Here is a 19,344-nt window from a genome sequence, read left to right on the forward strand (position 1 = left end):
TTCGCGGTTCATCTACCCGTGTCATGAGATCCCACTCCTGGGAATGACGAGGGTGGTCAGGAGCGGCCCGGCAGTCGTACGACCGTCACGAAGAACTCGTCGATCTGGCGCACGGCCGCGATGAACTGATCCAGGTCGACCGGCTTGGTGACATAGGCGTTGGCATGCAGTTTGTAGCTGCGCAGGATGTCCTCCTCGGCGGAGGACGTGGTGAGCACGACCACCGGAATGAGCGCTAGCTCCGGGTCGTTCTTGATCTTCTCGAGGACCTGGCGGCCGTCGTACCGGGGCAGGTTCAGGTCGAGCAGGATCAGGTCGGGGCGCGGAGCGTCGACGTGGTCGCCGCGGCGATAGAGGAAGTCCAGGGCCTCCTGACCGTCCCGTGCCACATGGAGAGTGTTGCGGATCTTGTTGTCCTCGAAAGCCTCCCGGGTCATGAGCTCGTCGCCGGGGTCGTCCTCCACGAGAAGGACTTCGATGGGCTGTACCGGGGTGTTCACGGGGCATCTCCGGAGAGTTCGGGACCAGGAGCGGGGACGGCGGGATCCGTCGCCGGGTGGCGCGCCGTACCGGGGCCGACCGGCAGCGAGAAGTGGATGCGAGCGCCTTCGCGGTAATCGGGGTCCAGCCAGATCCGGCCGCCGTGGAACTCGATGATCTTGCGGCAGAGAGCGAGTCCGATACCCGTGCCGTCGTACTCGTCGCGGGAGTGCAGGCGCTGGAAGATGATGAACACCTTCTCCGCGAACTCGGGGGCGATGCCGATGCCGTTGTCCTGCACGGTGAAACGCCATTCGTCCTCCTCCCGGACACAGCCGACCGTGATCACGCACGGGACCTCCGGGCGGCGGAACTTCACCGCGTTCCCGATCAGGTTCTGCCAGATCATCGCGAGGGTCGTCGGGTCTCCGGTCACCTGCGGCAGCGGATTCTCCCGGACGAGGGTGGTGCCGGTCTCCTCGATGGACAGCGCGAGATTGGCCACGGCCCGGTCCAACGAGCGGTCGAAGTCCACGGACTTCCAGCTGTCGTGGACCCGGCCCACCCGCGAGAAGGTGAGCAGATCGTTGATGAGCACCTGCATCCGCTTGGCCCCGTCGACCGCGAAGTCGATGTACTGCTTGCCTCGCGCGTCCAGCTCCTCGCCGTACCGTTTCTCCAGGAGCTGGCAGAACGAAGCCACCTTGCGCAGCGGCTCCTGGAGGTCGTGCGAGGCGACGTAGGCGAACTGCTCAAGTTCGGAATTGGAGCGACGGAGCTCCTCGGTCTGCTGGGCCAGCAGCGATTCGCGTTCCTGGGCCTCGTCGAGCTCCGAGACCAGACGACTGCGCATGTCCTCGACGGCTGCCGCCACCGCCCGCACGTCGGACGGCCCGTGCACCTCTATGCGGTGGCGGAATGCGCCGGCCCGTACTTTCCCCGAGTCGGCGGCGAGAACGCTCAGCGGGCGGCCCACCACACGGTTGAACAGCATGCTGAGCGAGATCACGGCCAGCGCGAAACCGATCACCAGGGCGATCAAGGCCCGGTCGCGTATGGCCCGGGCGTCGTTGAGCTGGGCGCGCGCCCGGTCCCGGGCGGCATCGAGATGCTTCTGCTGCGTGCTGTACAGCGAGCGCAGGACGTCGAACTCCCGCTTGCTCTCCAGGATCCTGGTGGAGGAGTCGGCCGCCGGACCGTCCTGCCGGACCGCAGCGATCAACGGCTCCGCGTTCAACGCGCGCCAGCGCGCGGAAGCCTCGGCGATCCGGTCCAGATCACTGCTGAACGGCTGTTCGTCACCGACCACCGCTCGCACCCGGGCGATCCTCCGCTGTTCGTCCCTCCTGCCTGCCTCGTAGGGTTCGAGAAAGGTCTTGTCGCCGGTGAGCGCGAATCCGCGGACCCCGGTCTCCTGATCGAGCAGCGCGTTCTGCAGCTGGAAGGCGGAGGAGCGGGCCGGCTGGATGCGGTCCACCAGTTCGGTGGTCCGGTCCGATATTCGGGACAGCACGAGCCCCCCGACCACCAGACATCCGCAGACGACCAGCACGAAACCGGCCAGGATCAGATGCACCCAGTTCTGGACCGACAGGCGCGAGAACCACCGCCCGCGCGAAGCCGGTCCGGTCGCTGCGTCACTCATGGGGCGTCTTTCTCCAGCCGAGATGCAGTACGGCGACGTCGTCGGCGAGGCCGCCGTAGGGCGAAGCGCCCTCGGTGGCGCCGGCGACCAGCGCGTCGATGAAGGGGCGGGCGGCAAGATCCCCGAGGCGCCGCGCCATGGCGAGCAGTCCCTCTTCTCCGAGCCGGGAGTCCGGACCCGTGCGCCCCTCGAAGAGCCCGTCGGTGAAGAGCACGACACCGCCGTCGCTCGGGAGGGCCAGTTCGGTCGTCGACCACTGGCCGGCTCCGGGAAGCAGCCCCAGCGCCATGCCGCCCTCGGGCTCCACCCACTCGACCTCCGTGCCGCGCCGCACCAGAAGCCCCGGGTGTCCGGCCCGCACCACCCTGACGTGCGCGGCGTGGGGCGGGAAGACGAGCGAGGTCACCGTCGCGAAGGCATGCGGGTCGGAACGCTCGGCGACGAGAATCGCCTCCAGGAGCCGTATCTGTTCCAGCGGATCGGTGTCGCACAGCACCGCTGTACGCCACGCCACGCGCAGACACACACCGAGCGCGGCCTCCGCCGCACCGTGCCCCGACACATCGCCGATCACGGCGTGCACGGTGCCGTCGGGGGTCTGCACCACGTCGTAGAAATCGCCGCTCAGCAGACCGTGCGCCCGGCCCGGCTGGTAGCGGGCGACGGCGTCGAAGCTCTGGTCGCGCAGCAGCGGCACGGGCAGCAGCCCGCGCTCCAGACGGGCGTTCTCCCGGGCCATCAGCTGATTGGCGCGCAGCGCGGCAGCGGCCCGTTCGACCTGCTTGCGCTGGAGGGCGTAGCGAATGGCGCGGGACAGTGCCTGAGGATCGAGCCGATCCTTGGCGAGGTAGTCCTGCGCACCGGTGGCCACGGCGGTGAGGCCCGCCTCGGCCTCCGCGAGTCCGGTCAGTACGACGATCGCGGCGTCCGGAGTCGTCTCCACGATCTGGGTGACCGCCACAAGCCCGTGCACATCGGGAAGGTGCAGATCGAGCAGCACACAGACCGGAGTGCTGACGGTCCGCAGGAATGTCAGTCCCTCGGCCAGCGTCTTGCGCCAGATGAGTCCGGACTCCAACTCGCTGTCGGCGAGCATCTCCTCGACGAGCAGGGCGTCACCGGCGTCGTCCTCGACCAGCAGGATCGCGGCGTCGACATTCCATACGGAACGTCCTGAGCCGTGCTGTACCGGGAGGGTGACGGAGGCCGCAGGATGTGCCGAGGCGCTTGCGCGCGGCTCAGACACTCTCCACCCCCTCGCACAGTCGGCGCAGGTCGTTTCCGGTCGTCCCGCAGCATATGCGAACGCGTGCTGTCGCCGTGCCGTCGGACATCGGCGGACCCGGCGGTCCGGTCCATCGGCCGCCGGGGCGCCACGGTCGGGCGGGCACGACGAGTCTGCCCGGTCAGCACGGTGAGTTCCGCCACCGTCTCCACGGACGCTCCGGCGCGGACGGCCGCAGTCGCGTGCGGCTCCCAGGTGCGCGCGGGCACCGTCGGCGGCGGCCGCGCGCCACGCAGGCGACGCACGGCCGGTCCGAGCGGAGCGAGATCCATGGCCGAAGGCCCTTCTCACGCTCCGTACCGCGGTCAGGCCTCCACGGACATTCCCACGCGCAACTGTTGGACGATCCGCGCCAGCAAACGCGAGACATGCATCTGCGAGACGCCGAGCTCCGCCCCGATCTGGGACTGCGTCATCTCCTGTCCGAAACGCATCTGCACGATCCGCCGCTCGCGGTCGTCCAGCTTCTGCAGCAGCGGCGCCAGCGTGTGGAGATTCTCGACCGTCTCCATGCCGGGGTCGGCCTCACCGAGGAGCTCGGCGTACGACCGCTGCTCCTTGCTCGTCTCCGTGTCGGCCGAGGGACTGTCCAGGGAACCCGCCGAGTAGCCGTTCGCGGCGACGAGGCCTTCGATGACCTCTTCCTCGGGAAGGTCGAGACGGGCGGCCAGCTCCTTGACGGTGGGGTCGCGGTCCAGCTCGGCCGAGAGCTGCTCCTTCGCCTTCGCGAGATCGACACGCAGCTCCTGGAGCCGGCGCGGTACATGCACGGACCAGGTGGTGTCCCGGAAGAAGCGCTTGATCTCGCCGACGATGTACGGCACGGCGAAGGTGGCGAACTCGACGTCACGGGAGAGGTCGAACCGGTCGATCGCCTTGATCAGACCGATCGTGCCGACCTGAATGATGTCCTCGGTGTCGTCACCGGCCCGGTTGCGGAACCGGGCCGCGGCGAAGCGCACCAGCGAGAGATTCATCTCGATGAGGGTGTTGCGCGCGTACTGGTATTCGTGCGTGCCCTCTTCGAGCGCCTGGAGCCTGTCGAGGAAGAGCTTGGAAAGCTGGCGCGCATCCTGCGGAGCGACCTTTCCGGTGTCCTCGATCCAGGGCAGCTCAGCAGCTCCGGCACCGGTGAGCGCACCGGTCTCCTGGTGCAGTGTTCCTGCTCCGCTGGTCCGCTCCGAAGCGGTCACCATGTTGTCGCCCTCCCTGTTCGTCCGATGTATCGAACGGCGCCTGCCCCGCTTCCCCTGAGTGATGCGCGAAGATCCGGAATTCCTTCTGCCGGCCCGGTCACGGCACCCACTGTCGCCCCCGCGCGTGCGCGGTCCTGTCCTGGGTCCTGCCCCCGAACCGCCGACGTCGCCGGGGTCCATGGCGTCCCCTCCAGCGGCCCGCTGCGCCGCCCCGCGCACCCGGATGGAGCAGCGCGGCGGACATGGCAGACTTGAGCGGGGCGTTCGGCCCGAAGTGCGGCGGCTTCGCGCAAGCCCGCAGCCGGGCCTCAGCCCCGTGGACAGCCGGTCCTCGTGAGCCCGCTACGGCGATGCGCCGGGGGCCGCCGAGAGATCCCGGCGGCATGACTGACAGAGGAACGGCAATGACGGTGACAGAGGACAGCGCGGAGTTCGCTCCCGGTATCGAGGAGTTCGGTCCCGGTATCGACCCGGAGCGGCTGGCCGTCTGCCTGAGCGTGCTCGACGAACTCGACAGCATCGAGGTCGACCACCCCGACGCCATCGCCGTGCGCCGCGCCACCGCCGGCATCTACCGGACCGTGAAGCAGCGCCGCCGCCAGGAGCGCCGGGCCGCCAAGACCGCGCACGACAAGGCCGTCACCGAGGCCACCGCCACCGGATCCGCCGACCGCATCGACGACGAGACCCAGGGTGTCCTGCCGTCCTCCTCGGCCGGCGCCGAGATCGCCGGGATACTTCAGCGGCCCCGTTCGTGCTACATCTGCAAGACCCGGTACGTCGAAGTGGATGCCTTCTACCACCAGCTCTGCCAGCAGTGCGCCAAGGAGAACCGGGACCGCCGCGACGCGCGGACCGACCTGACGGGACGCCGGGCGCTGCTCACCGGCGGCCGGGCCAAGATCGGCATGTACATCGCGCTGCGCTTGCTGCGTGACGGCGCGCACACGACCATCACCACCCGCTTCCCCAACGACGCGATCCGCCGGTTCAAGGCGATGCCGGACAGTGACGAGTGGATCCACCGGCTGAAGATCGTCGGCATCGACCTGCGCGACCCCGCCCAGGTCGTCGCCCTCGCCGACTCGGTCGCCGCCGAGGGGCCGCTGGACATCCTGATCAACAACGCCGCACAGACGGTGCGCCGCTCCCCGCAGGCGTACAGCGAACTGCTCGCCGCAGAGTCCGCATCGCTGCCCGCGGGTGAACTCCCCGCGGCCGAGGTCATCGGCACCTTCGGCAGCGGCTCGGTCGACCGCGTCGCCGCCCTGCCCGCCGCCCGCAAGGAGGGGCTGAGCGCCCAGGACGTCACTGAACTGGCCCTGGTCACCGGTTCCGCCTCGCTGGAACGGATCGCTGCGGGCACCGCGATCGACGCGGGTGGTCTCGTACCGGACCTGCATCACACGAACAGCTGGGTCCAGACGGTCGAGGAGGTCGAGCCGATCGAGCTGCTCGAGGTCCAGCTCTGCAACTCCACCGCGCCGTTCATCCTGATCAGCCGGCTCCGTCCCGCGATGGCCGCGACGGCGGCCAAGCGCGCCTATGTGGTCAACGTCTCCGCGATGGAGGGCGTGTTCAGCCGCGGCTACAAGGGCGCGGGCCATCCGCACACCAACATGGCCAAGGCGGCGCTGAACATGCTCACCCGCACCAGCGCCCAGGAGATGTTCGAGAAGGACGGCATCCTGATGACCGCCGTCGACACGGGCTGGATCACCGACGAGCGCCCGCACCCCGACAAGATCCGGCTGGCCGAGGAGGGCTTCCACGCCCCGCTCGATCTGGTCGACGGTGCTGCCCGGGTCTACGACCCGATCGTGCGCGGCGAAGCGGGCGAGTACCTGTTCGGCTGCTTCCTGAAGGACTACGCGCCGGCGGGCTGGTAGAGCGATCCGTTGTCCGAAAGTGACTGAGCGCACACGTTCCATCGAGCGGGAACGCGCTCATTTGGTTAGGCTGAGGTGAACGGACGCCACCCGGGGATCCACAAATCTCCCCGGGCCGTCCTGGGACAGGCTTGTAACCAGGCCGCCGTTCCGCCCAACGCCCGGCGCCACCGCGACCGAACTGTTCCTGCCCCGCCCCACATGGGCGGTCGATGTCCGGTAATGAGGCCGGAGTGTCGGCGACGCCCGGGGTTACGCGACACAAAGGAGTGCGCGGTGACACCAGAACTGACGAAGCAAGAGAAGCGACCGGCAGAGCGACAGGGAGAGCGGGCCCGTCGGCCCGAGAAACTCCAGAACCTCGAGGTCTGGGCCAGGTCCGCGCCGATCCGGCTGGCCGGCTACGAGGACGATCTCGCCGAGCCGCACATCCTGCCCGGCATCGACTGATCGACGGGCCCGGCTGCGCGCCCGCCCGGCGTTCGTGACGCCCGTCAGCCAGGGAGCCCCGGACTTCCGACACCACGGAAGTCCGGGGCTCCGGCGTGTCCAGGCCCGGTCACCGCACCGGGCGGAGTCCACGCGGGGCCGGGGCCCGGGTACTCAAGGGGGCATGGTCGGGCTGATGCGGGCGGGGGCCAGGCTCACCGGTCTGATGAATTCCCGCACATAGGTGCGGTGCCACCAGTTCCCGGTGGCACGCAGCTCGCGCCAGGTCGTGTACCGGTAGCGGTAGACCCTGGCGCGGATGTGCGTGGGCGGGGTGCCGGGGAACGGGTTGTGGCGCAGCAGCCGCAGGGTGTCCCGGTCGTTCTCCAGCAGCCGTTCCAGGAACGGTCCGAACCAGGGGTGGGCGTACGCGGGAGAGAGCGCCGCGAACCACATCAGCCAGTCCAGGCGCAGGTGATAGGGAGCGAACTGGCGCGGCAGCCTCCGGGGATCGCCCGGCTTGCCGCGGAAGCCGTACTCCTGCCAGACGGTGTCGGGGTGGAGGACCGTCTCGTCGGTGCCCTCGACCGCGATCTCCAGCCGGACCCGGCTGATGCTGCCGAACGCGCCGTACGTGTTGACGAGATGCAACGGGTCGAACGAGCGGTTCATCACCTGGCGGCGGGAGATCAGATTGCGCGCCGGACGGTAGCTGAGGGCGACCACCAGCGCGGTGACGGCGATGACCACCACCTCGTACCAGAGTGGCGGCGCCGACTGCGCGGGCTGCGGGGCGAACAGCGACCAGTCGACGGCGGACAGGGCGAGAGCGATGGTCACCCAGTTCAGCCAGGCGAAGTTCCCGGAGAGGACCAGCCACAACTGGGTGACGATCATCAGCCCCGCGGCCGCACTCGCCACCGGCTGCGGAGTGAAGAGCAGTACCGGGACGAGGAGCTGGGTGACGTGGTTGGCCGCCACCTCCACCCGGTGGACGGGCCGGGGCAGCCGGTGGAAGAACCAGCTCAGCGGTCCCGGCATCGGCTGGGTCTCATGGTGGAAATACAGACAGGTCAGCTTGCGCCAGCACTCGTCCCCCCGGATCTTGATCAGCCCTGCGCCGAACTCGACCCGGAACAGCACCCAGCGCAGCAGCCACAGCACGAGTACCGGCGGAGCCGTGTCCGCGTTGCCGAGAAAGACGGCGAGGAAGCCGGTCTCCAGGAGCAGCGACTCCCACCCGAAGGCGTACCAGAGCTGGCCGACCTGGACGATCGACAGATACAACGCCCAGGGCAGCAGCCACATCAGCATCGCCGCCCAGAGCGGAACGTACGAATCCACCCCGGCGATCAGCGCGACCGCGAGCGCGCAGCCGGTCCAGGCGACCGTCGCGAAGAACCGGTCGGAGTAGTGGAGCCGGAAGAGACCGGGAGCGAGCCGCCAGTCCGTTCGCCGCAGGAACTCGGGCACGGGCAGCATGCCACGTTCGCCGATCAGCGCCCTGAACTGGAGGGCGGCGGCGAGAAACCCGACCAGATAGATGCAGGCAAGAGCCCGCTGGAAGATCAGCCGGCTCAGCCAGTAGCCATCTGCGGTGAACCATTCCATCACCTCCAGTATCGACGCTGCCGAGCGACCGGGCGCTTCAGCCCTCCGACACGATCCGTCCCAGCGTGGTGCCGAGCCGGCGTGCGTACCACCGCTGGAGCACCGGCACGAGGGGGCCCGCAACCCTGCTGTACCACCGGGCCGGACGGGAGAACGCCAGCACGGTGAACCACACCGTGCCGTCGTCCGCCAGCTCCACCACGAAGCACTCCTCGCCGCGCTCGGGGTGCCTGTGCCGGGTCCCGTACGCGAAGCCGATGCGTTCCTTCTCGTACGCGGTCCAGACGACTTCGCACGGGGCGGCGAACCGGAACGGACCGAGCCCGATCGACACCTGCACGGAGGTTCCGGGCTCCGCGCGGGCCGTCGACGCCCGCACCCGGGCGCCGGAGTTGCGGTGCATGTGCCAGCCGGTGACGGCTGCGCCCGCCACCTCGAGGTCGGCCCGGCCGCGGCCCACCGCGACCCGGTGGTGGAGATGGTGGTAGCCGTCGGGGAGCGGGCCGAGCCGGGTGGCCCCGACCTCCGGGTACGTGAGGGTGCTCATGACGTCCTGCCTCCGTGGTCGGTGGGGAGTGGGTCGGTGAGAAACGGGACGGTGCGGTTGGCGGCGGTACGGGTGGAGCCGGCGCCGTTCCGGAGCCTTTGCCAGGCGAGCACCGAGCAGAGCGCGAAGCCCAGCGCGTTGCCGAGGCCGTGCGTGGCGGCCATCCAGGTCAGTGTGGGGTGGGGCAGTCCGGTCGCCTCACCGAGCGCCCAGCTCAGCGCGAGCACCATGGTCACCACGAGGACGGCGGCCGAGGTGCCGAACAGCAGCCGGGTGACCCGGTCCCGCCCGCGGCCACGGATCGTGCGCCAGGTCAGCAGAGCGACGGTCCACATCCCGGCTGTCAGGACGACTGCCCCCGCCAGCTCCGCCCAGTCCCCGATGAAGTACCCGACGAGGACCAGCACGGTGCCGAGCGGCACGCTCAGCGCGGCGAACCGGCCTCCAGGACTGTCCGTGACCCGGCAGACGAGCCCGGAGACCAGGGCGGCGGCGAATCCGGCGAAGTGGAAGTGCGGCACGGTCAGGGCGAGGATGCCGAGCCCGAAGCCGAAGAGAGTGTGCCCGGAGCGCTCGGCGACCAGGGCGAGAGCGGCGACCGACGGCGTGACCAGGGCGGTGAGCAGCGCGATTTCCGCCGGTGCGGCGCGGTGGGTGGTGGTGGACCTGACCGTACGCAGCAGGCGGGCCGGCGCGTGCAGGGCGAGGAGCGCGGCCCCGAGTGCGTAGCAGGCGGCGAGGGCCGTCGATGGGCTGCCGCGCGGCAGCCAGAGGGAGACGGCGCCGGGTGCGGCGAAGAGCGGCCACAGGCGGCGGATCCGGTCGAGCTCGGGCGCGCCGGTCAGGCGCAGACCGGCGGGTACGACGACCAGCATGCCCAGCATCACGATCGTGTCGACCAGTACGGACATGCCGCATCCCCCGCCTTGAACGCGTTCAAGTAGCCTTCCGTGCCGACCCTAGAGGTTTTCTTGAACGCGTTCAAGACGGCTGTGGTGGGGGAGCGGGTGACCGGGCTCGCCGCAGGAGGCAGGATGTCCCGCATGGAGATCATTCCCGGACGCGGCGTCGACCTCGTCAAGATCGGTGATCCGCGTGCCCAGGTCGAGGAGCGCGTGGGGCAGCCGTACCACGGGCCCGGCGGTGACCGCGCCGTCTACGCCACCGCGCCCACGCTGGTGATCACCTATGCGGCGGACGACACGGTCGAACTCGTGGAGATCGCCCACCACGGCGGCATCGACGATGCCGAAGCCCGCTACGACGGCGTCCGGCTGACCCACCGACTTCTCGATGACGTCGTTGCCGAGCTCCACGCCAAGGGATACACGAGCACCCCCTCCAGCATCGGCCACGACTTCCACGTCGGCTTCGCCGTCTGGTCCATGCACTCACTGAGCGCGGGAGACCTCGATCCGGCCGCATCGGAGGACGACGAGCGGGCCGTCGCGGAGGGCGTGTCCGTGGCGCCGTACGCCTACTTCGACGAGGGATAGCGAGGGGGCGGGCGAGGATCCTGGGTCAGCGCGGGAGGGTCACCCGGAATGCCGTGTGTCCCGGCCGGCTCACGACATCGGCCGTGCCGCCGTGGGCGGTGACCACCGCGCGGACGATGGCCAGGCCGAGTCCGGTGCTGCCGGTGGCCCTTGAGCGGCTGGGGTCGGTGCGGACGAAGCGCCCGAAGATCTCCGGCAGCAGCGCGTCGGGGATGCCCGGCCCGTTGTCCGTGACGGTCAGCCGGACCTCGGCGGCCTCCGCCCGGAGCCGCACCGTCACCTCCGTACCGTCCGGGGTGTGTACCCGGGCGTTGGCGAGGAGATTGCCGATCACCTGCTGGAGACGGTGCGCGTCGCCGGTCACGGTCACGGGCTCCTCGGGGAGGTCGAGGAGCCAGCGGTGGCCGGGGCTCGCGGCCCGTGCGTCGTCGGTCGCGTCGAGGACGAGGAGGGTCAGATCGACCGGTTCGTGGTCGAGGGGGCGCCCCGCGTCGAGGCGGGCGAGCAGCAGCAGATCGTCGACCAGGTGGCTCATCCGCCCGGACTCCGACTGAATGCGTTCCAGGGCGTGCCGGACCCCGGCGGGCACGGGGCCGTGGTGGCGCAGGGCGAGTTCGGCGTGGCCACGGATGTTGGCGACGGGTGTGCGCAGCTCGTGGCTGGCGTCGGCGGCGAAGTGCCGCAGCCGTTCCTCGCTCGCCTGCCGCCGGGCGAGCGCGTCCCCGATATGTCCGAGCATGCGGTTCAACGCGGTGCCGACCTGCCCGACCTCGGTGCGCGGATCGGTGACGGGCAGCGGGTCGGGCATGGCGACCTCGCCGCTGGCCAGCGGCAGCCGGGCCACGCCGACCGCCTGCTTCGTGACGCGTCGCAGGGGGCGCAGGGAGACCCGCACCCACAGGGCTCCGGCGACCCCGGTGGCGAGCAGGGCCGCGCCGAACACGACCCCCTCGACGGCTTCGAGCCGGTGCAGGGTCTCTTCCACGGGGTGCAGCGGCAGTCCGGTGATCAGCACATCCCGGTCGTCGCCGCTGACGGCCGCGATCCGGTAGCCACCGAGCGCGGAGAGCCGTACGCTCCGGCCCTCCCCGTCGTCGGGCACGGCCGCGAGCGTGCGTCGGTCGTCGGCGGTCAACGGCACCTTGCGGACGTTCTGCTCATCGACCACGGCGGCCTGGGTCACCCGGCCGTTCAGCAGCCTGGCGCCGAAGGTGGAGTCGGCCTGGCCCCGCGAGTCGGGGCGGTTGTCGGCGTCCCGCGCGGCTTCGTGCTCCAGGCTGGCGGGGAACCTGCCGCCGGATGCCGTCAGTTGCTGGTCCAGGCGGCGCACCAGGAAGCCCTGGAGGGCGAAGGCGGTGGTGAGTCCCACCGCGAGACATGCGGCGGCGAGCAGCAGGACGAGCCCGGTGGTGAGCTGCCCGCGCAGCGTGTGCGGCGGCGGCCGCCTCATGACGGATCCGGTTTCAGGACGTACCCCAGTCCGCGCACCGTATGGATCATGGGAGTGCGGCCCGCGTCGATCTTCTTGCGGAGATAGCTGATGTACAGCTCGACGACATGGGCACGGCCGCCGAAATCGTAAGCCCAGACCCGGTCGAGGATCTGTTCCTTGGACAGCACCCGGCGCGGATTGCGCATCAGGAAGCGCAGCAGCTCGAACTCGGTACGGGACAGCTCGACGACGGCGCCGTCGCGTCGAACCTCCCTGGCCTCCTCGTCCATGGTGAGCTCGCCGACCGTCAGCCGGTGCCGGCCCGGTGCACTGGCCATCCCCGCCCGCCGCAGCAGCCCGCGCAGCCGGGCGAGGACCTCCTCCAGGCTGAACGGCTTGGTCACGTAGTCGTCGCCGCCCGCCGTGATCCCGGCGATACGGTCCTCCACCGCATCGCGGGCGGTCAGGAACAGCACGCACACCTCACGGGCCTCGCGGCGCAGCTCCCGCAGCACGCGCAGCCCGTCCATGTCGGGCAGCATCCAGTCCAGCACGACGGCGTCCGGCCGGAACTCGCGCGCCGTGGCCAGGGCGGAGGCGCCGTCCGCGGCCGTACGGACCTGCCAGCCCTCGCCGCTCAGTGCTCCGGCCAGCACCTCGGTCAGATCGGGTTCGTCGTCGATGACCAGCACCCGCACCGGGCCTCCGTCGGGGCGGTGCAGGGGCGGCTGTGCGCGGTGGTTGTCCATGATCTGTCCAGCATCCCCCGGCGCGGACGGCGGCGGGCCGCCGGGAGCCTCTGAGTTCCCTCTGAGTTGCCTCTGCATTCCCTCTGGAATCCCGGCGGACCGGGGCGGCCGCCGCCCATTCAGAAGGTACGCAGAGGATGCGCTGCGAGGCTTGCCGCTGTCGACCGCCGAAGCGGTCCGTTACGAGGGGAGCCCCATGACCACCACAGCCCCCGCCTCGCCGTACGCGAGCCAGGGCACACGTCACCGCCGCCCGCAGCGCAGCGTCGCTCCGCATCTTGTGTCCGCCGTCATCTGCGCAGGGGCCGCAGCAGTCCTCGCCCTGTGGTGGAGCGACACGTCCGCCGTCGTCGGCGCGGCGGGCCGGCTGACCAATGCCGGGCGCATCACCGGGTTGCTGGCCGGATATGCGTGCGCGGTCCTGGTGGTTCTGATGGCCCGCGTCCCCCTGCTGGACCACAGCATCGGCACTGACCGGCTGGCACGCCTGCACGCCGCCGGCGGCCGGTGGACCGTCTCCCTGGTCCTGGCCCACACCCTTCTCGTCATCTGGGGCTACTCCGTCAGCGCCCACACGGACGTGGTGAGTCAGACCTCCGTCCTGGTCCTGCACTACCCGGACCTCCTCAAGGGCACCGCGGGCTTTCTGCTCCTGCTCCTCACCGGGGCCGTCTCCGCCCGCGCCGCCCGCCGCAGGATGAGCTACGAGACCTGGCACTACCTCCACTTCGCCACCTATCTGGCGATCTTCCTCGCGTTCGGACACCAGCTCTCCGACGGCGCCGACTTCGTCGGCAACCGACCCGCGCAGCTGGCGTGGTACGCCCTCTACCTGGGCGCCGCCGCTCTGGTCGTCTGGTACCGGTTCGTGGTCCCGGTACGCCGCGGACTGCGGCACCGGCTGACGGTGACCGCCGTCCACACCGAAGCCCCCGGCGTCGTCTCCGTACACCTCACCGGCGAGCGCCTGGACGAGCTGGGGGCCGAGCCGGGGCAGTTCTTCCGCTGGCGCTTCCTCGCCCGAGGCCTGTGGTGGACCGCCAACCCGTACTCGCTCTCCGCGCCCGCCCACCCCCGCCATCTGCGGATCACCGTCAAGGCCGGCGGCGCCCACAGCGCCGCGCTGGCGCGTCTCGCACCCGGCACCCGGGTCTGGGCCGAGGGGCCGTACGGGAGCTTCACCGCGCGCCGTCGTACCGCCCGCCAGGTGCTGCTGCTGGCCGGCGGAGTCGGCATCACTCCGCTGCGAACCCTGTTCGAGACGCTGCCCGGACCGGTGACCCTCGTCTACCGCGCGCGACGGACCGAGGACCTGGCGCTGCGCGCCGAACTCGACGCCATCGCCGCTCATCGCCGCACCACGGTCCACTACGTCGTCGACGGGGACGCCCCCCTGACCGCAACGGCTCTCAGCCGTCTGGTCCCCGGCCTGGCCGGGCACGACGTCTACCTCTGCGGTCCGCCCGGCATGACCGAGGCGGCGATCCGCGCCCTGCGTGACGCCGGAGTGCCCCGCCGTCGCATCCACCACGAGTCGTTCGCGTTCTGATGAGCGCCCCGAGGAGAACCAGCATGCGCCGAGCCGTCCTCACCACCACCGGCACCAGTGCCCTGGTCGTGGTCCTGCTGTCCCTGAAACCGCACCAGGCTCCCGGTCTCCTCGATGCGAGCAGGCGCCCGGCGACCACGGTCTCCCCGCGCACGTCGACCGGTGCTCCGCCCGGCGCCACCACCGCGACGGGCACGTTCAACGGCGATCCGGTCGACACGCGGTACGGACCGGTGCAGGTCGCCGCCACCCTCGTCAAGGGGAAGCTCACCGCCGTGCGGGTGCTCCGGGCGCCCGATGAGAACGGCCGCGACCAGGAGATCGCCGCGTTCGCGCTGCCCCGGCTCACCCAGGAGGCGCTCGGCGCCCAGAGCGCGGACATCGACTCCGTCTCCGGAGCCAGCTACACCAGTCAGGGCTACATGGAGTCCCTGCAGAGCGCATTGGACCGGGCCGGTGGCTGATCGCGCGTACGGGCTGCGCCATGTCGAGCACGTGATGGGCACGGTGTTCTCCTTCGACATCAGGGACCGGCCCACCCCTGCGATCCGTCGCGCCCTGGACGATGCGGTGCGCGGGCTGCACCACGTCGACGCGGTGTTCTCCACCTACCGTCCGGACAGTGCCATCAGCCGGCTCGGCCGCGGTGAGTCCGGGCTCACCACGTGCCCGGCCGAGGTCCGTGAGGTCCTGGACCTGTGCGGCGATGTCAGCCGGGTCAGCCGGGGCTGGTTCAGTGCCACACCCGGCGGTGTCCTCGATCCCTCCGGGCTGGTCAAGGGGTGGGCGGTCGAGGCCGCCTCGCAGCTGCTGTACGAGAGCGGCGCGCACAACACCTGCGTGAACGGCGGCGGCGACCTTCAGCTGCGTGGCGAGGCCGCCCCGGGCGCCCCTTGGCGGATCGGTGTCGCCCACCCCCTGCGCCGCGGGGCGCTGGCCACTGTGGTGACCGGGCGTGATCTGGCCGTCGCCACCTCCGGAACGGCCGAACGCGGCGCGCACATCCTCGACCCGCACACCGGTGCACCGGCCCTGGGCCTCGCGTCGATCACCGTGGTCGGGCGGGCGCTGACCCTGACGGACGCCTTTGCCACGGCTGCGTTCGCCATGGGAGGTGGAGCACGCGGCTGGCTGGAGTCGCTGGACGGGTACGAGGCGCTCGCCGTCACACCCGACGGCCGGGAGTGGCGCACCAGCGGATTCCGCTGGTAGCCGCGACGACCACTCGTGGGTCCAGTACCTGTTCACGGAAGGGCTTCGCCCCGCCGTCCGTCGGACGGGATCGTTCGAGGAATCGGGCAATCGATGGCAAAGTGTCGCATATGGACGATCGGGTGGCGGGTCCCCTGTCACTCCCGGATGACTGGCCCGCCCACCCGGATCTCAGCCTCGCCCTGAACCGTATGGGCAGCTTCGACTGGGACCTCGACAGCGGACTCATGCACATGGACCGACCCGCGCTCGACGTGTTCGACCTGCGGGCCGATGAATACGACAACCGGCCGGAGAGCCTCTCCCCCCGTGTGCCGCCGGACGAGAGGGTGCGCATCGATGCACTGGTCTCGCAGGCACTCAAGAGCGGAGAGAGCAACTACGGTGCGTACTTCCGGATCCTGCGGCGCGACGGCACGATGCGCTGGACCCACACCCAGGGCTTCATCCGCCGTGACGGGACCGGCCGCCCGCGGCGGATCATCGGCATAGTCAGGGACGCCACCCAGGAGCTGGCCGATTCCACTGTCCGCCACGAGCAGGACGAGGAGCGGCGCCGGCGCACGAGGCTGGTGGAGGGCGCCACTGCCGCCCTGGCCCACGCCCGCACTGTCGGGGACGTCATCGAGGTACTCAAGCACTCCCAGGGGCTGGTCCTGCTCGGAGCCACCAGCCTCGTCATGGGGTTGATCGAGGCAGGGCGCATCCATCTGGTGGCCGACGGGCCCGAGGGGTCCTTCGTGCCGGGCACCCGGTACACCCGTACGGACGAGCCGTACCCGATGAGTGAAGTGGTCCGCACCCTCGCGCCCCGCTTCATCGAGTCGGCCGAGGACTTCGCCACCTCGTACCCGATCCTGTGGCCGCACATCAGTGACCTCGGCATCACCTCCGCCGCCTATCTGCCCCTGATCGCCCAGGCCCGCCCCATCGGCGCCCTCGGACTCCTCTACGGCGACAAGGACGGCTTCACCGGCGACGAACGCAATCTGCTGGTCGCCCTCGGCAGCTCCATCGCCCAGAGCCTGCAGCGGGCCATGCTCTACGAGCAGGAGCACGACCTCGCCGAGGGGCTCCAGCAGGCCATGCTGCCGCGGCGGGTCCCGGATGTCCCCGGTGCGCAGATCGCCGTCAGGTACCGCTCGGCGAGACTCGGGCGGGACATCGGGGGCGACTGGTACGACGTCATTCCGCTGCCCGGTGGCCGGGTGGGAGCCGTCATCGGCGACGTCCAGGGCCACGACACGGACGCGGCGGCGGTCATGGGACAGCTGCGCATCGTCCTGCGCGCCTACGCGGCCGAGGGGCACAGCCCGGCCACCGTCATGGCCCGCGCCTCCGCCTTCCTCCACGAGCTCGACACCGACCGCTTCGCGACCTGCACCTACGCCGAGGTCGACCTGACCACCGGGGTGGTGCAGCTCGTTCGGGCGGGGCATGTCGAGCCGCTGTTGCGCGAATTCGACGGCAGCTGCCGCAGGCTGCCCGCCGAGGGAGGGCTGCCGCTGGGGCTCTCGGCCCAGTTCGGCCGGCTCGAATACCCGGTCAGCACCGTCGAGCTGGACCCCGACCAGACGATGGTGCTGTACACCGACGGCCTGGTGGAGCTGCCGGGCGCCGATCTCGACGAGGGCGTGCAGCTGCTGACCTCCGTGATCCGGGGCGGGTCGCAGGACCTCCAGAGACTGGCCGACCAGCTGTGCGAAACGGTCGACGAGCGGGGTGGCGAGGACGACGTGGCGGTCCTGCTGCTGCGCCGCAAAGCCGCCCATGCACCGCAGCCCGGCGGCCGGCTCCAGCAGCATGTCGCGCAGAACGATCCGGAGGCGCTGAGCTCGGCCCGGCACATGATCCGCGCGGCGGTGCGGGCCTGGGGTGCGAAGGTCCGGGCGGACGAAGTGGAGCTGGCCGCCGATGAACTGATCACCAACGCGCTGATGCACACCGACGGCGGGGCGATTGTCACCGTCCGGGTGCTCGCCGGGCCAGGTCGGCGGCTGAGGGTCGATGTCGCGGACCGGTCGAGCGCGCTGCCGCGCCCTCGCGACGCGGGGGTGTCCGGAGTCTCCGGGCGTGGGCTGATGCTGGTGGACCGGCTGGCGGACGCCTGGGGGGTGGAGTCCCGCGGCAGCGGCAAGTGCGTGTGGTGCGAGTTCATCGTCCCGGGGCGCGAGTGACATGCGGCGACGGTTGACGCCGACGGGCGGGATGCGAACTACCCGACAGTAACAGAAAGTAACATGTATGTACTTGACCGTAACCGATCGCGGGCGATTGACTGCGACTGCGGCAGTCGTTGACTCCGGCAATCTTTGTCTTCGATGACATGAGGAACCGTTGGGCACTGAACTACTGGCACCTCTCGATCTGGCTTTCTGGCACCTCGAAACCGATGCGCACCCCATGCACCTCGGCGCGCTCGCCGTCTTCTCGCCGGCGCCCGCCCCGGCGCCGGGCGTCACCGCGGATGCCGTGGTGGAGCTGCTCGGGGCCCGCGCCGCAGCGATCCCACGGCTGCGGATGCGCGTACGGGACGTCCTGCTGCCGGTCGGCGGCGCCGCCTGGTTCGCCGACAAGGACTTCGACGTCTTCCGTCACGTCCAGCGTGTGCTGCTGCCCCGGGACGACGAGTCGCCGGACGGCGGCTTCATGGCAGGGGCCACCCGGCTCGCCGGCGAGCTGATGGAGCGGCCGCTTGAGCGGGGGCTGCCGCCCTGGGAGATGTACGTCATCTCCGGCGCCGACGAGGGGCCCTTCGCCGTGCTCGTCAAGCTTCACCACGCGCTCGCCGACGGCATGCGCGCCGTCGCCATCGGCGCCGGGATCTTCGACGAGATCGCCTCCCTCGGAACCCGCGCCCGCCGCGGTGCGAGCGCCCGTCGGGCGCGCCCCGTCCCGCCCCGCTCGTGGATGCCGGGGCCGCGCCAGGTGGCCGGATTCGCGCTGGGCCGGATCGAGGACCTCTCGCGGGCGTTCGGGGTCGGTGCCTCCGTCGTGCGGGCCAGCCGCCTCGATCTGCGCGGTGCCCCCGCACTCACCGCGATCTCCAGCGGCACCCGGCGGCTGGCCACGGCGGAGTTGGACGGCGAGGTCGTCCACCGGATCCGCCGGGTCGCCGGCGGGACCACCAACGATGTCCTGCTCGGCGTCGTCACCGGAGCGCTCCGCCGCTGGATGGTGGAGCGCGGCGAGCAGTTGCCGGTCGCCGACCCGCGCGCCCTCGTGCCGGTCTCCCGGCGCAGGCCCGGCACCGGCGCAGCCTCCGGGAACCGGCTCTCCGCCTATCTGCTCGGGCTCCCCGTCTCCGAGTCCGACCCCTGGGAGCGGCTGCGCATCGTCCGCACCGCCATGGACCGCAACAAGGCCGCCGGACCGCTGCGGGGTGCGGGCGCCGTCGCGGTGCTCGCCGATCAACTGCCCTCACTGGCCCACCGCTTCGGCGCCCCGCTCGCCGGCGGCGCCGCCAGGATGCTCTTCGACGTGCTGGTCACCAGCGTGCCCCTGCCACGCTCGGCGCTCTCGCTGGGCGGCTGCCCGCTGCGGGCCGTCTACCCGATGGCGCCGCTGGCGCGCGGGCAGTCACTGGCCATCGCCCTGTCCACGTACGGCGGCCGGGTGCAGATCGGCCTGGTGGCCGACGGCAAGGCGGTCCCCGACCTGGAGCGGCTGGCCCGTTGCGCCGAGGACGAGTTGCGTGAGCTACTCGCCCTGCTGCCGGTCGGTCAACCCTCCCAACGGGCCTGATAGATCGGACAGATTTTGGCGGCGGCGCGGTAGTTCGTGGGGCCAAGGGTGTTGACGTGTCGAAGTGATCCGATGAATAT

At 70.7% G+C, this 19,344-nt stretch carries 17 protein-coding genes; 8 read left to right on the forward strand and 9 right to left on the reverse strand.

What is annotated here, in order from left to right; all coding sequences use genetic code 11:
* Positions 1 to 56 precede the first annotated feature (56 nt).
* The 4 genes from ACFU6I_RS07230 to ACFU6I_RS07245 form a co-directional block, all read right to left on the reverse strand.
* Positions 57 to 500, reverse strand: a complete 444-nt coding sequence (locus ACFU6I_RS07230) for a response regulator (RefSeq protein WP_384031166.1) — start codon at positions 498 to 500, stop codon at positions 57 to 59.
* On the reverse strand, positions 497 to 2,125 hold the full coding sequence (locus tag ACFU6I_RS07235) for a CHASE3 domain-containing protein (RefSeq protein ID WP_384362601.1): 1,629 nt from the start codon (positions 2,123 to 2,125) through the stop codon (positions 497 to 499). Before ACFU6I_RS07235 ends, ACFU6I_RS07230 begins: the two co-directional genes overlap by 4 nt.
* The gene (locus ACFU6I_RS07240) at positions 2,118 to 3,371 is read right to left on the reverse strand and encodes a PP2C family protein-serine/threonine phosphatase (protein ID WP_384362603.1); all 1,254 of its coding nucleotides are present in this window, start codon (positions 3,369 to 3,371) and stop codon (positions 2,118 to 2,120) included. The genes ACFU6I_RS07235 and ACFU6I_RS07240 overlap by 8 nt, the downstream gene beginning before the upstream one ends.
* Positions 3,372 to 3,715: 344 nt before the next feature.
* On the reverse strand, positions 3,716 to 4,606 hold the full coding sequence (locus tag ACFU6I_RS07245) for an RNA polymerase sigma factor SigF (RefSeq protein ID WP_384362605.1): 891 nt from the start codon (positions 4,604 to 4,606) through the stop codon (positions 3,716 to 3,718).
* 404 nt (positions 4,607 to 5,010) lie between these two features.
* On the opposite strand from ACFU6I_RS07245, the gene ACFU6I_RS07250 reads away from it, so the two are divergent.
* Both ACFU6I_RS07250 and ACFU6I_RS07255 read left to right on the forward strand, forming a co-directional pair.
* Positions 5,011 to 6,495, forward strand: coding sequence for an SDR family NAD(P)-dependent oxidoreductase (locus tag ACFU6I_RS07250; protein ID WP_384362607.1), 1,485 nt, complete (start codon positions 5,011 to 5,013; stop codon positions 6,493 to 6,495).
* A gap of 276 nt (positions 6,496 to 6,771) precedes the next feature.
* A complete protein-coding gene (locus ACFU6I_RS07255) occupies positions 6,772 to 6,945 on the forward strand; it encodes a hypothetical protein (protein WP_266978285.1) in 174 nt (57 codons plus the stop codon).
* A 153-nt stretch (positions 6,946 to 7,098) separates the two neighbouring features.
* On the opposite strand, the gene ACFU6I_RS07260 is transcribed toward ACFU6I_RS07255, so the two are convergent.
* From ACFU6I_RS07260 to ACFU6I_RS07270, 3 genes are read right to left on the reverse strand one after another with little or no spacing between them, the layout of a single operon-like run.
* Positions 7,099 to 8,535 carry a lipase maturation factor family protein gene (locus tag ACFU6I_RS07260; protein ID WP_384362609.1) on the reverse strand — a complete coding sequence of 479 codons (1,437 nt, stop codon included), beginning with the start codon at positions 8,533 to 8,535 and terminating at the stop codon, positions 7,099 to 7,101.
* A 37-nt stretch (positions 8,536 to 8,572) separates the two neighbouring features.
* A complete protein-coding gene (locus tag ACFU6I_RS07265) occupies positions 8,573 to 9,082 on the reverse strand; it encodes a DUF1990 family protein (RefSeq protein ID WP_384362611.1) in 510 nt (169 codons plus the stop codon).
* A complete protein-coding gene (locus ACFU6I_RS07270) occupies positions 9,079 to 9,993 on the reverse strand; it encodes a YndJ family protein (protein WP_384362613.1) in 915 nt (304 codons plus the stop codon). Before ACFU6I_RS07270 ends, ACFU6I_RS07265 begins: the two co-directional genes overlap by 4 nt.
* Positions 9,994 to 10,125: 132 nt before the next feature.
* On the opposite strand from ACFU6I_RS07270, the gene ACFU6I_RS07275 reads away from it, so the two are divergent.
* Positions 10,126 to 10,578, forward strand: a complete 453-nt coding sequence (locus tag ACFU6I_RS07275) for a hypothetical protein (protein WP_384362615.1) — start codon at positions 10,126 to 10,128, stop codon at positions 10,576 to 10,578.
* Between the two features lie 25 nt (positions 10,579 to 10,603).
* Here ACFU6I_RS07275 and ACFU6I_RS07280 read toward each other — a convergent pair whose 3' ends face one another.
* Complete coding sequence (locus ACFU6I_RS07280; protein ID WP_384362617.1) at positions 10,604 to 12,028, reverse strand: sensor histidine kinase; 1,425 nt, start codon at positions 12,026 to 12,028, stop codon at positions 10,604 to 10,606.
* Entirely contained in the window at positions 12,025 to 12,759 is a 735-nt protein-coding gene (locus ACFU6I_RS07285) for a response regulator transcription factor (protein WP_384362618.1), read from the reverse strand. The genes ACFU6I_RS07280 and ACFU6I_RS07285 overlap by 4 nt, the downstream gene beginning before the upstream one ends.
* A 196-nt stretch (positions 12,760 to 12,955) precedes the next feature.
* On the opposite strand from ACFU6I_RS07285, the gene ACFU6I_RS07290 reads away from it, so the two are divergent.
* From ACFU6I_RS07290 to ACFU6I_RS07310, 5 genes are all read left to right on the forward strand, one after another.
* Positions 12,956 to 14,308, forward strand: a complete 1,353-nt coding sequence (locus ACFU6I_RS07290; RefSeq protein ID WP_384362620.1) for a ferric reductase-like transmembrane domain-containing protein — start codon at positions 12,956 to 12,958, stop codon at positions 14,306 to 14,308.
* 23 nt (positions 14,309 to 14,331) lie between these two features.
* On the forward strand, positions 14,332 to 14,772 hold the full coding sequence (locus ACFU6I_RS07295; protein WP_345518587.1) for an FMN-binding protein: 441 nt from the start codon (positions 14,332 to 14,334) through the stop codon (positions 14,770 to 14,772).
* 34 nt (positions 14,773 to 14,806) lie between these two features.
* Complete coding sequence (locus tag ACFU6I_RS07300; protein WP_384362665.1) at positions 14,807 to 15,520, forward strand: FAD:protein FMN transferase; 714 nt, start codon at positions 14,807 to 14,809, stop codon at positions 15,518 to 15,520.
* 110 nt (positions 15,521 to 15,630) lie between these two features.
* Entirely contained in the window at positions 15,631 to 17,697 is a 2,067-nt protein-coding gene (locus ACFU6I_RS07305) for a SpoIIE family protein phosphatase (protein WP_384362623.1), read from the forward strand.
* Between the two features lie 160 nt (positions 17,698 to 17,857).
* Positions 17,858 to 19,264, forward strand: coding sequence for a wax ester/triacylglycerol synthase family O-acyltransferase (locus ACFU6I_RS07310; protein ID WP_384362625.1), 1,407 nt, complete (start codon positions 17,858 to 17,860; stop codon positions 19,262 to 19,264).
* Positions 19,265 to 19,344: the final 80 nt, after the last annotated feature.

It is taken from the genome of Streptomyces sp. NPDC057486 (assembly GCF_042802415.1).
Classification (GTDB): domain Bacteria; phylum Actinomycetota; class Actinomycetes; order Streptomycetales; family Streptomycetaceae; genus Streptomyces; species Streptomyces yanii.